At 39.8% G+C, this 11,610-nt stretch carries 14 protein-coding genes; 11 read left to right on the top strand and 3 right to left on the bottom strand.

Annotated features, from left to right (window positions below; all coding sequences use genetic code 11):
- The first annotated feature begins 84 nt into the window (after positions 1-84).
- Entirely contained in the window at positions 85-363 is a 279-nt protein-coding gene (gene hisE, locus CH364_RS03555) for a phosphoribosyl-ATP diphosphatase (RefSeq protein WP_004786038.1), read from the top strand.
- A 21-nt stretch (positions 364-384) separates the two neighbouring features.
- Positions 385-1,476 carry a tetraacyldisaccharide 4'-kinase gene (gene lpxK / locus CH364_RS03560; protein ID WP_243401232.1) on the top strand — a complete coding sequence of 364 codons (1,092 nt, stop codon included), beginning with the start codon at positions 385-387 and terminating at the stop codon, positions 1,474-1,476.
- Here lpxK and mnmC1 read toward each other — a convergent pair.
- The 3 genes from mnmC1 to CH364_RS18670 all read right to left on the bottom strand — a co-directional run bounded on the left by mnmC1 (position 1,415) and on the right by CH364_RS18670 (position 3,668).
- Entirely contained in the window at positions 1,415-2,608 is a 1,194-nt protein-coding gene (gene mnmC1, locus CH364_RS03565) for an FAD-dependent 5-carboxymethylaminomethyl-2-thiouridine(34) oxidoreductase MnmC1 (protein WP_100742240.1), read from the bottom strand. The genes lpxK and mnmC1 overlap by 62 nt on opposite strands.
- Before the next feature lie 6 nt (positions 2,609-2,614).
- Positions 2,615-3,361 carry a tRNA (5-methylaminomethyl-2-thiouridine)(34)-methyltransferase MnmC2 gene (gene mnmC2 / locus CH364_RS03570; protein ID WP_100742241.1) on the bottom strand — a complete coding sequence of 249 codons (747 nt, stop codon included), beginning with the start codon at positions 3,359-3,361 and terminating at the stop codon, positions 2,615-2,617.
- 148 nt (positions 3,362-3,509) lie between these two features.
- The gene (locus CH364_RS18670) at positions 3,510-3,668 is read right to left on the bottom strand and encodes a hypothetical protein (RefSeq protein ID WP_165782915.1); all 159 of its coding nucleotides are present in this window, start codon (positions 3,666-3,668) and stop codon (positions 3,510-3,512) included.
- Between the two features lie 149 nt (positions 3,669-3,817).
- Between CH364_RS18670 and flhF the strand changes: the two genes are divergently transcribed.
- The 9 genes from flhF (at position 3,818) to CH364_RS03615 (ending at position 11,579) form a co-directional block, all read left to right on the top strand.
- Entirely contained in the window at positions 3,818-5,158 is a 1,341-nt protein-coding gene (gene flhF / locus CH364_RS03575) for a flagellar biosynthesis GTPase FlhF (RefSeq protein WP_100742242.1), read from the top strand.
- A 34-nt stretch (positions 5,159-5,192) separates the two neighbouring features.
- Positions 5,193-6,116, top strand: coding sequence for a MinD/ParA family protein (locus CH364_RS03580; protein ID WP_100742243.1), 924 nt, complete (start codon positions 5,193-5,195; stop codon positions 6,114-6,116).
- Positions 6,117-6,590, top strand: coding sequence for a hypothetical protein (locus tag CH364_RS03585; RefSeq protein WP_100742244.1), 474 nt, complete (start codon positions 6,117-6,119; stop codon positions 6,588-6,590).
- A gap of 102 nt (positions 6,591-6,692) precedes the next feature.
- Complete coding sequence (gene whiG / locus CH364_RS03590) at positions 6,693-7,493, top strand: RNA polymerase sigma factor WhiG (RefSeq protein WP_004785020.1); 801 nt, start codon at positions 6,693-6,695, stop codon at positions 7,491-7,493.
- A gap of 6 nt (positions 7,494-7,499) precedes the next feature.
- Positions 7,500-9,491: a FapA family protein gene (locus CH364_RS03595; RefSeq protein ID WP_100742245.1), complete on the top strand. Its 1,992-nt coding sequence runs from the start codon at positions 7,500-7,502 to the stop codon at positions 9,489-9,491.
- An 11-nt stretch (positions 9,492-9,502) separates the two neighbouring features.
- Positions 9,503-9,793 (top strand): hypothetical protein, encoded by a 291-nt coding sequence (locus CH364_RS03600; protein WP_100742246.1) that lies wholly within the window; start codon positions 9,503-9,505, stop codon positions 9,791-9,793.
- Between the two features lie 47 nt (positions 9,794-9,840).
- Entirely contained in the window at positions 9,841-10,716 is an 876-nt protein-coding gene (locus tag CH364_RS03605; RefSeq protein ID WP_100742247.1) for a hypothetical protein, read from the top strand.
- 12 nt (positions 10,717-10,728) lie between these two features.
- Complete coding sequence (locus CH364_RS03610; RefSeq protein ID WP_100742248.1) at positions 10,729-11,013, top strand: DUF370 domain-containing protein; 285 nt, start codon at positions 10,729-10,731, stop codon at positions 11,011-11,013.
- Complete coding sequence (locus CH364_RS03615) at positions 11,010-11,579, top strand: guanylate kinase (RefSeq protein ID WP_100742249.1); 570 nt, start codon at positions 11,010-11,012, stop codon at positions 11,577-11,579. Before CH364_RS03610 ends, CH364_RS03615 begins: the two co-directional genes overlap by 4 nt.
- Positions 11,580-11,610 lie beyond the last annotated feature (31 nt).

An 11,610-nucleotide genomic window follows, 5' to 3' on the forward strand; every position in this document is an offset into this window, starting at 1 on the left:
TTGTTTTTCCAATCGTTTGAATAGTCAATTTTCGCTTTTTCGAAATGGAATGGGCAGTTTCTATGGTCGCTAGAAGGTCGAAATATGGATTTTTTACTGAAATTGGAAGAACTACTCCGCAAACGTAAGGAAGAATTACCTGAAAAGTCTTATACAGCGGAACTCTTCCGTGATGGTGTTGATAGAATCCTTAAAAAAATTGGGGAAGAAGCAGGTGAAGTGATCATCGCTGCAAAAAATCCGAATGAAAAAGAACTGATTCACGAAATTGCTGATTTAATTTTTCATTTAGAAGTTCTTATGGTGGAAAAGGGAATTAGTTTATCTACCATAGCCAAAGAATTGGAAAAAAGACACAGCTAACAATTGTTTCCCGTTGGGAACATGATGAAAATATTCCTGTATTTGCTTTATCCCTTTAGTTTGTTATACCAATTTTTGTTTTGGTGGCAACAAAGAAGAGTTACACCCTACCGTTTGCCGAATGTTCTTGTTGTCAGTGTTGGTAATCTCACTGTCGGAGGAACAGGCAAAACTCCTTTTGTTCAATATTTGGTTCATTTTTTTAGAAAAACATACCCGGGTTATGCGATTACAATTTTGTCTCGCGGATATAAAGCTGAAAAAAGTAGGGAAGGGGCCATTCTTCCGATTGAATCGAATCCACAACTATACGGTGATGAACCAAGCCAACATAAAGAAATGTTTCCTGATGTGCAGGTGATTATTGGTCGAGATCGGAAAAACTCTTTTTTAAAATACAACAAATTCCAATCTTCCAAACACATAGTAATTCTCGATGATGGATTCCAACACAAAACCTTAAATCGTGATTTCGATTTCGTATTATTGGATGCAAATTCTCCTTTTGGGAATGGATTTACGATTCCTTTAGGTTTTTTGAGAGAACCGATTCATCATTTGAAAAGATCAGATGCCGTAGTAATTACCAAACTAACTAATCGCAATAAATTGAGTATAGAAAAATATAAGAATATACTTAATCGATCAAAGATCCAAGCCCCAATCTTTCACTCTACTTTTGAAGCTTCAGTCAGAGAAGTGATTTTGAATCGAGGTTTTATGCAAAAACCATACACTTCTGGCGTTGGTGATAAATACTTTTTGGTAACAGGAGTCGGCAATCCAAAACATGTTTATGAAACTGCACGTACTTCGCTTGAATCCCCATCAATCCGAACCAAATTTTTCCCTGATCACTTTGAGTTTTCCGATAGTTCTTTGGACTCTTTATTAGAAGAAATTCAGAATGGAGAGTTGTTGATTACTACTGAAAAAGATTGGGTGAAGATGCGAATGAATTCTAGGTTTGTTCAAACATTAGAAAAAAAGAAAATTCGTGTTCTGTTAATACTGATTCAAGTGGCTATCAAAGAGGATAAGGAAATGGAATCTATGTTAGTTGCTCTCGTTTCCACATACGAAGCAAAAATCGATCAGGTTTCAAAGATTTAAATATAGATTCAGACGTTATGTTTTGACCTTCAAATATAGAGGAAACCAATATCTCTGCAGCATAAAGCGCATGAGTTAGCCCTCTCGAACCAAGGCCATTTAAAATCCCAACCGATTCATAATAAGGAATTTCCATGTGTTTTTTACCTACTTTCAATAGGTTTTGGTATTTTACGGTTAAATCAAGTTTTGAAATATTTGGTAATTTCCCTGCAATTGGATGTCTATCTTGTGATTGTGTGCGATAACTAACACGTGTCGGAAACAAACTGGGGTTTTGTTGTCCCCACTTTTCTGAAAGTTTAGGCAGTTTACTTGTTAATTTTTCCCAAAGTAAAATTGATTCCTCTGGTCTTGGGTTTTCTTCTAGTTTGAATTCATCGAATGTTGCCCCTAACACTTGGTAACCGTTAATTGCGGAAGTGATATAATCGCCATAGAGAATTCCATGGGCATTGGTCGGGTTTTGTTCTGGAAATTTCAGGATTTGCCCTCTCACTTTTTTTAATGGTAACCAATTTGAGCGAGGGTCACGAGCAAACTGAAATCCTTGGCTTAAGAATAAATAATCGCATTGAATTTCTCCCACTGAGGTTTGGCAAATAATCTTTGAATCGCTTTCTAATTCTTCCCAACTAAGTAACTTACATGAATACTTTGTTTCTGGATTAGAAATGGTTAAAATTTGTTTGGTTAGATCAACTGGAGATACGGATTTTCCGTAAGGAAAAAAAATTGCAGGTAAACCAGAAAAAGGTTCTAACTTTTCATTTGCAACATGAGTTGGTATTTGATGAGATTTGAGTGCATTCGAATAACGATCATAAGCCTCTTCCGAATCCATTAAAAAATAAATACCATCTACATGAGGAACAAAAGATTTTAAATGAAATTCGTCCCAAACTGAAAGGAAATATTGAAATGCTGCAAGTGAAAATTCAGATTCGGCTAGTTTATGTTTCGTGAGGAAGGGATAAATAACTCCAATCGGGTTTCCACTTGCGTGTCGAGCGGGACCTAGTTCTGAGTCGATGAGAATGGTTTGGATATTTCTTTTTTTCAGTGCAAAACAGATACTCGCTCCCGAAATTCCAGCACCTACTACAACGGCAATTTTTGTTTCGTTGTTCATTAAATCTTATTCTAAATATCCTGAAATCATTTCTCGTTTACGCCCGAATCCTTTTTTCTTTTCAACGACAAATCCAAGTTCGGCGAGGTTTCTTCTCAAAAAACCTGCGGAAGAGAATGTTGCAAAACTACTTCCTTTGAAAGACTTTTCTTTTACTAAATTTAGAGTTTCTTGAGACCACATCTCCGGATTTTTTCCAGGCGAAAACCCATCCAAATACCAAACGTCTATTTCGGGAAACTGAGGGAGACAAATTTTGATATCACCAAAAAAAACTTTTAATTCAAAATAACTTTGGAGTTTAGGATGTTCCCAGCGATAAGTCCAGAGATTTTGTTGGTTATCTTTTTGCCAAATTTCCAAAGCCTTTTCATAAGATTGGATTAGTTCTTCAAACCATAGTTTTTTTTCCGGATAACTCTTGTTTAATGAATTAAAGACTTCCTTTGCTACAGGATAACCTTCCAAACTGATGAACTCTGTCGGTTTTGGGGAATCTATGGATTCCCAAATTTCTAATGTTACAAATAAATTGACACCCGATCCAAATCCTAATTCTCCGATTCGCAAATGGGAACTATCGTTATTTTTTAGTTTGGATTCAACATTGTTTCCTTCCAAAAATACATAATTCGATTCTTCCCAGCCTCCTTCTTTGGAAAAATATATATCATCGAATAACAAAGACACTGGCACACCATCTTGGAATTTGATGGCATTTTTGGAATGGGCGGGGGAGGTCTCAGGTTCCATCGGGATCGTATCCCATCTTTCGGTGCTTGCTTGCGTTGGAAACCCAATCTTTTTTAGCCCTCGCAATAAAAGGTAACTCACTTACTTTTTGCAGTGATTTTCTTTGGAGACTCAGTTTCCAAGGTAATTGGGGCTCATTTGAAATTAGCTAACAAAAGAATACCAATTTCCATGGAGACTGGCACTCATTCGAAAGTGCCTTTCCTAAGTAACCGGCTTTCACAAGTAACTCGCTCACAAGAGAAAACCCCACGCCAAAGTAACCCCCTTTCCTTTCCCCTGCAAATCCAACTTCGTCATATACCAAATTTCTAACGTTTCTCCCATCTTTATAGGTTCTTTAGAGGAATTTCCATTTTTTGGTTTGTCCATTCTCTGAATTTATTATGTCTCATAAAAAAGGCTTTCCAAAAGGAGGGTACTCTTCATATTTTTCCCAGGTTCGGGGGATATTCTATGGATTTTGTAAAAATCCGGGGCAAAGACTTACAAGACTGCATCATGCAGATGAAAATGAAATACGGTCCAGAGGCTCATCTCTATGACCAACGAGTGATCACGGAAGGTGGGCTCTTTGGTACGGGGCTTATGGCCCAAAGAATGTATGAAATTGATGTAGGTGTTCCAGAAAAACAAAATTCGAAAGAGAGAATTGAACGTAAGTTAAAGGACCTCAAAGAACTTATCAAACAAAAACAAAAAACAGAATCCCTACCTGAATCTAGTCTTGTCGGAATTGGTTCGAACCAATCCTCGCTTGGAAATGGAGGGAATCATCATCTTCGCAAAAAAAACATCGATGCCGTCCGTCCTTTTTCGGAGCGTCGTCGCAGACAAAATCCCCCTGTTTACGAAATTGAAGCGGAAGAGGTAAGATCTGTAGGTTTATCTATTTCGGAAGCCAAAGATTCCATTCCAGAACTAACAACACCCACCAAACCTCAATTACCGGAAAGACACCCTCATATCCAAAGACTCGTAGATCGACTGTTAAATGAAGGTTTATCTTCTTCCTTTTTGGAAGAAATGGCAATCGCTTTAGAACGTAGGTTATCTGCAGTGGATCTCACTCGTTATGCGAATGTGACTGATAAAGCTGTGACCTATTTAGAAGAAAGGATCCAAATTGATTCTGACTTGTTTAGTGGGACGCCACGCGGAAAACGAAAAGTGATATTTTTTGTAGGACCAACTGGTTCAGGTAAAACAACATCCATTGCTAAACTCGCTGCCAAGTATAGTTTGCATATGGGTAAAAAAGTTTCCCTGTATACGACTGACAACTACCGAATTGCAGCCATCGACCAACTTAAGTTTTATGCTGACGCAATGGGACTTCCCTTTTATGCAGCGAAAGATTTACGTAAGTGGAAGGAAACCATTGTTCGCGATGGATCAGAACTGATTTTAGTAGATACTGCTGGATACTCTCATAGAAAGTCAGAAAACCTAGAAAAACTTCAGGAATTCTACCAAGTATTTGGGGAAAAGGATTATATTGAAACAGTCTTAGTGCTTTCCTCCACGGTCTCAAAAGACAATGCGCTTGCCGTAGCCAATGCCTACGAATCGGTGGGATACAAAAGAATTTTATTAACTAAGCTGGATGAAGCAGAATTTTTAGGTTCTGTAGTGGAATTAGCCGATACTATTCACAGGGAATTCGCATTCTTAAGTGTAGGCCAGGATGTTCCTTTTGACATCCTAAATGCCTCGAAAAAACTTCTTGCCGAATGTGTGATTTTTCCAGAAAAATTGAAAGGGATAGCGGGGGAGGTCTTCGAAAAGACCGTGTAACCAACTTCGTTATCCTTAAGGCCTAGGGGTAACGATGGACCAAGCTGCAAATCTTAGAAAGCTCACTGAATCTGGTGCTGGATTAAAACTTGTTCAACCCCAGGACACAGTGAAAAAAACCAAAATCATTGCTGTAGCATCTGGAAAAGGTGGAGTAGGAAAGAGTACAGTCTCTGTCAACCTCGCCATTTCCATAGCTAAGACTGGACTCAAGGTTTTGATCTTTGATGGTGACTTGGGTCTTGCCAATGTCAACGTCCTTCTCGGCATCATTCCGAAATACAATTTATACCATGTGGTGAAAGGCCATAAGTCTCTAAAAGACATCGTGATTTCCACTCCGGAAGGCGTAGACATCATTGCAGGTGCCTCTGGGTATTCCCAACTAGCCAATCTCAACGAAACTCAAAGAAACAATCTCATCAAAGGATTTGCAGAACTCGATCGATATGATGTCATGATCATTGACACTGGTGCCGGGATCTCTGCCAACGTGATTGGTCTTGTGATGCCTGCAGACGAAGTGGTTGTGGTCACAACACCAGAACCAACTTCCATCACAGATTCTTATGGCCTCATCAAATCCATTGTTTCCCAATCCAAAGACAAAAATTTAAAAATCATCGTCAATCGTGTTCGTTCTGCCATTGAAGGGAAAAAAGTTGCTGACCGTGTCATCGACATCTCTGGTCAATTTTTAGAAGTCCAAGTGGAAAACTTGGGATTTATTTTCCAAGATGAAGAAGTAGAAAAATCAATTCGAGAACAGAAACCATTCATTATCGGAGCTCCTCGCTCTAAGGCAGCCGCTTGTTTGACCAGAGTCACTCACACCCTCTTACAAACCGAAGGTGGTTTTTCTGATGAAGAAGGACTCACTGGTTTCTTTAAAAAATTCTTCAGCTTCGTTGACTTCAAAGAGAAGGAAATGGAAGAGAAGATGGAGGAAGACAACTAAGTGCAGATCGGATTTGTACTGGGATTTGCGGTTCTCGGAGCCATCATCAGTTCCGTTTGTGGGTTTCTTGTTGGAAACCGACTTGGATATATCTTTTTTGTCTCACTCATTTCTACCTTTGCCTTTGGTGGTTTGGGATTCGGTGTTTTTACTGTCTTACAAAAGAAAGTCCCTGAATTTTTAGAGTTCGTATCCACATTCTCAATTGGAGGATTTGGTGGCGAAAGTCATTCTGATGACTTAGATCACGACCACGGTGGGATGGACTCGTCTCGTTCCGAATCGATGGGCTCTGATGACTTTGGAGTCCAACCGATGGGGGATGCAGCTATGGATGCAAAACTTGCCATGGCCAAGTCAGGAAAATTTGGAGATCACATCATTGTGGACAAAATTGCGATCAAAAACGAGCCAAAACTCATGGCAGAGGCCATCCGAACCATGATGGCCAAGGATGACACCCAAGAGAGTTGAAAAATTACCGTTTTTAGAGGACATAAGAAAAAATCCTCTTGTAATTTCCTCTTCTTTACGATTTTTTCTATAAAGTAAAGAGATTCCGTACTTCGGTTCCCTATGTCAAGATTGCTAGACAAATACAATCAGTTTGATGAGACAGATCTTTGGAAAAAATACCGTGTCACAAAAGATGCGGAGATCCGAAGTTACCTTGTTGAAAAATATTCTCCTCTCGTCAAACACGTGGCAGGGCGAATTGCAATTGGTATGCCTCAAAATGTCGAATTTGAAGACCTCGTTAGTTACGGCGTCTTTGGTCTGTTAGATGCCATTGAAAAGTTCGACCCTTCCCGAGAAATTAAATTCAAAACTTATGCGATGACCCGTATCCGTGGGTCCATTTTTGACGAACTAAGAAGTGTGGATTGGATCCCTCGTTCCATCCGTCAAAAAGCAAAACAACTCGAAAACATCATTGCCATGCTTGAAAACAAAGAAGGCAAAAAAGTGGATGATGAAGAGATCGCTAAAGAACTCGGCGTCTCCATGGAAGAATACAATTCACTCCTAGCAAAACTTTCTGGAACCTCGCTCGTTTCTTTAAATGATATTTGGTTTCTCGGTGATGAGAACGATGAAGTTTCCTTTATGGAAACTCTCGAATCTCCGATGAATATGAACCCTGACAATATCATCGAAAAAGAAGAAATCAAAAATGTAATCGTTGAAGCCATCCAATCTTTGCCGGAAAAAGAAAAGAAGGTTATCGTTCTTTATTATTATGAAGACCTCACTCTCAAAGAGATAGGTGAAGTTTTGGAAGTTACGGAATCAAGAATTTCCCAACTTCATACAAAAGCAGTCGCAAGACTTCGCAGTAAACTTTCAAAAGTAAAATCCGCGATCCAAAAAAGGTAAATAAAAATGTCTCTCTCTGAATTTCTTACAGAGGAACTGAAAGAGTTCGATCGTAAGGAAAAAGAACAAGTAGAAGTCATTGCCGATACCATAGAAGAGTGTCTTGCAATTGCGTCGCAGCACTTGGGTCGCAAAGTTCATGAGATCGATTATACTGTTTTAAAAAGAGGAAAGAAGTCTCTTTTCTTTTCAGAACCTTACCATATCCGAGCTTCCATCATCCCAGATGACATGTTATTAGATGAACTAAGTCTTTTGGATGAACATCTAACGGGCGGTAGTGGGAAATTAGTTTCAAAAGATTTAAAAGAACTAGTCACTCCTAAAAATAAAGATGGTCGCGTTACAGTTAAGATATATAGAACCGGTGTTTTTTTAACTGTTTATCCTCCTACTGGTGAAGGATTGGAAATGACAATGGCTGATGTTTCCAAAAAACTTTCCTTTCGAGGAGTTGCTGGTGTTGACCAGACCTTAATCAATAAAATTCTCAAAGAAAAAAAAGGGGAACCATCCCTCATCTCCAACCAAAAACCAAAGGCCGGAAACGATTCTAGTTGCAACGTTGAAATTGCACAAGAAAACATGCGTGCCTTTGTGACTGTTTTTCCTGCAAGGCCAGGTGGACGTGATTTGGAAGTTTCTGATATCGTTGCTGCTCTCAAAGGAATGGGGGTTGCTTTTGGACTCAAAGAAGATGAAATTCGAAAATACTTAGACGAAGATGTAGTGAACAAACCTTTTATCGGGGCCGAAGGTGATTTCCCTGTAAATGGTAAAAATGCGGAAATCAAATACTATGTTCGTACAGAAAAGAAAATCAACTTCAAAGAAGATCAGTCGGGTCGTGTTGATTATAAAGACTTAGATATGATCGAAAACGTTGTCGTCGGACAACTGTTAGCCGAAAAACTTCCTGCAGAAAAAGGAAAGTTTGGTCGCAATTTATTCGGAATGGTATTACCTGCCAAAGATGGTTTGGATACCGAACTCAAACAAGGGAAAGGAACAATTCTTTCCGAAGACAAAATGCGTCTTACCGCAGAAGTCAACGGGCAGGTGTTATATGCAGCTGGTAGACTTTCTGTAGAAACGGTTTACCGAATCAATGGAGACGTGGGCGTTCGGACAGGAAACGTTACCTTCCTGGGTTCTATCATCATCACAGGAAACGTAGAAGATAACTATTCTGTCAAAGCGGCGGGTAATATTGAAATCTACGGAACGGTCCAAAAGGCTATTGTTGAAGCCGATGGCGATATCATCGTACGCCAAGGGGTGACTGGTAGGGAAGAGGCACGTGTGGAATCCACTGGAGGAAACATTGTTGCGAAGTTCATCCAGAACGCCACTTGCATTACAGAAAAAGACATCATTGTCCAAGAGGGAATTTTACATTCTCATTTGATGGCGGGGGGCAAAATATCCTGCAAAGGAAAACGAGGCCAAATTGTAGGAGGGACCATCCAAGCGGCCCAACTGATCTCGGCCAAAATCATCGGTTCCCAAGCCAACCCACAGACCGACCTCATCGTTGGAAACAATCCCAAAATCTTAAAGCAGATCCAGGAATACGAAGAAAAACGCAAAGAGAACCAGGATAAGCTGGACCAACTCACAAAGACCATGCGTACTCTCAAAGCGAGAAAAGAAGCGGATCCTGCCAGTTTTACCGCAGAACAAGACGCCCATTTACAGAAATTGGAAGCTGGCACCAAAAAATTAGAAAAGCGGATTGCAGAGGCCGGAAAGGACATCCAAACTCTAACAGAATATATGGATGAACAGGCCGCCAGTGGCCGTATTTCGGTCGAGAAGACCATTTTCCCAGGTGTTACCATCCGCATCCGCAATGCCGAATTCAAACTCCGCCACGAGACCAAAGCCAAAACTTTCTACGAAGAAGAGTCCCAAGTCCGTAGTGCTCCATACGAAGATCCAGACGAAACGAAAAATGACTGGAGAAAAAAGAGAGGGCGTGGTAAGTCTAAGAATTAAGAGGGTTCCCGATGATTCTAAACGAAAACTTCGCGAGTATCGCCCACCACTACGATTTTGCACGTAGGGCACAGGCAGAGAATCCTTTTACCCACCAAAACCAGGTGGTGGAATTGCAAAAGGTAGTGATCCAAACCCAAAATAGAGCCCAAACGGTTCCAGAGACAAAGTCAGGTAACCAGGGTTCGGCGGCGAAACCGAAACAAGACAAAGAAAATTCGGTTCACGCTTATTCCAAAGAAGGAGTCATTTATGATCGTCCCAATTTGGAAAGAGGATCTCGTTTTGATTTAAAAGCTTAAAGTCCTTACTCCGGAATGTTGTTGGAAATGTTCTGCAGGAGAGCGACATGGAACTCTTTTCACTTGTTTTAATCAATCTACTATTTTGTGGGATGATGTATGTATTTATCTCTGCAAAAGTTCAAAAAGCAGTCGGGGAATATTACGATAAAAAATTAAACCGAGCTATTGATATGGCCACTGCGGAAACCATTCGTGAACTAGATGCAACGGTAGCTGTTATCGAATCTAAAATGGTGGCTCTACGTTCCATGATGGAAAAGGGAGAAGTATTGGTAAAAGAATTTAAACATTACCAATCAACTGGACTTTCCATGAAATCAGAGTTAGTCCCCGAGCCAAACAAGGAAGAAGAACCAACTCTTGATATCAAAGAACAAAGGACGGGGATTGGAAAAATTTACCAATCCAACCAAATCCCTGTTCCAAGTGATGATGTAGAAACAACGGAAGGAGCCGTGAACCAAGCATTTGGAAAACTAGGCAAAGCTGTTAAGGGAATTTTTGGAATGGAAGCGGTGAATTCTCCTTCTGCAGAAGCAATTGATAATTTAGAAGTTCCCACATTCCAACCTAAGATGAATTATACGGTTGGAGGGAATCCTTTTACAGAAGAAAATCCGACAGATTTAATACGTAATGAACTCACTCAGGGTCAGAAAAAAAGAGATTTTTTAAACGAAGTATCAAAAGCAAATGACCCGGCCTTTGCCTCGTATCAAAAAATGAGTTTGGATAAAGTGGATCTTTCGATTGAATCGGCTTTGGAAGAACTTGCTCCATCAGCAACAAAGATTGATAAAGTGGTTCATCTCATCAAAAAAGGATACAAACATGATGAAATTTCAGAAGCGATGAATATTGGCATTCATGAAATTCATTTAATAGAAACGATTCGACTTGATCGATCTAGAAGAATCTAAAAATATGTTTCCATGTCTTCGTTTCCAGTACTCAATGTTGGATTTTCTAATGTAGTATTTGTATCGAAAATTCTTACCATCCTTCAGGCAGATTCTGCAGGTGCTAAACGGCTCCGTTCAGAAGCAAAATCAGAAAGTAGGCTCATTGATGCTACTAGTGGACGGAAAACACGTTCCGTCCTTGTTTTAGATTCAGGCCATGTCCTTCTCTCAGCCATTCGACCAGAGAGTTTATCCAAACGTTTAGAATCTGGGGACAACCATATTGGCGAGGGAGAGGAGGAACAAGAAGATTGAACGTTCGTCCTAATTTATATATTATTTCTTCTGTAGCTGGAGGTGGAAAATCAACCATCATCGCTGCTCTTCTCAAAGAATATCCAGATTTTTATTTCTCGGTTTCTTGTACCACGAGAGAACCAAGACCTGGTGACATCGAAGGAAAAACATACTATTTCCTTTCAAACCAAGAGTTTCAAAAACGAATTGCCGCAGATGAATTTTATGAATGGGCAGAAGTGCACGGAAATTATTATGGAACACCGAAAGGTCCGATTTTGGATGCCATTCGTGATCACCGAGTGGCACTTTTAGATTTGGATGTACAAGGTGCTAAGTCCGTAAAAGCCCTTCGTCCAGAGTCTGTTACTATTTTTATTGAACCGCCGAGCCGGGAAATTTGGATAGAACGTCTGATCCGCAGGGGAACTGATTCCCAAAATAGTATTGAAAGAAGGATTGAAAACGGAATCAAAGAATTGGATGAAGCACCAAGCTTTGATTATGTGATCGTGAACGATCAACTGGAAGACGCCATTCATGACGTCAAATCCATCTTGTTCGGTTTAAAAACTAAACCTTAGTCAAAAAACCAATTTAAGATAATTATTTTTT

Origin of the sequence: Leptospira harrisiae (assembly GCF_002811945.1) — a bacterium.
GTDB lineage: Bacteria > Spirochaetota > Leptospiria > Leptospirales > Leptospiraceae > Leptospira_A > Leptospira_A harrisiae.

Bases quoted from the DNA above. Each gene is read 5' to 3' on its own strand.
- hisE (WP_004786038.1), top strand. From the start codon at position 85: ATGGATTTTTTACTGAAATTGGAAGAACTACTCCGCAAACGTAAGGAA.
- lpxK (WP_243401232.1), top strand. From the start codon at position 385: ATGATGAAAATATTCCTGTATTTGCTTTATCCCTTTAGTTTGTTATAC.
- mnmC1 (WP_100742240.1), bottom strand. From the start codon at position 2,608: ATGAACAACGAAACAAAAATTGCCGTTGTAGTAGGTGCTGGAATTTCG.
- mnmC2 (WP_100742241.1), bottom strand. From the start codon at position 3,361: ATGGAACCTGAGACCTCCCCCGCCCATTCCAAAAATGCCATCAAATTC.
- flhF (WP_100742242.1), top strand. From the start codon at position 3,818: ATGGATTTTGTAAAAATCCGGGGCAAAGACTTACAAGACTGCATCATG.
- CH364_RS03580 (WP_100742243.1), top strand. From the start codon at position 5,193: ATGGACCAAGCTGCAAATCTTAGAAAGCTCACTGAATCTGGTGCTGGA.
- whiG (WP_004785020.1), top strand. From the start codon at position 6,693: ATGTCAAGATTGCTAGACAAATACAATCAGTTTGATGAGACAGATCTT.
- CH364_RS03595 (WP_100742245.1), top strand. From the start codon at position 7,500: ATGTCTCTCTCTGAATTTCTTACAGAGGAACTGAAAGAGTTCGATCGT.
- CH364_RS03600 (WP_100742246.1), top strand. From the start codon at position 9,503: ATGATTCTAAACGAAAACTTCGCGAGTATCGCCCACCACTACGATTTT.
- CH364_RS03605 (WP_100742247.1), top strand. From the start codon at position 9,841: ATGGAACTCTTTTCACTTGTTTTAATCAATCTACTATTTTGTGGGATG.
- CH364_RS03610 (WP_100742248.1), top strand. From the start codon at position 10,729: ATGTCTTCGTTTCCAGTACTCAATGTTGGATTTTCTAATGTAGTATTT.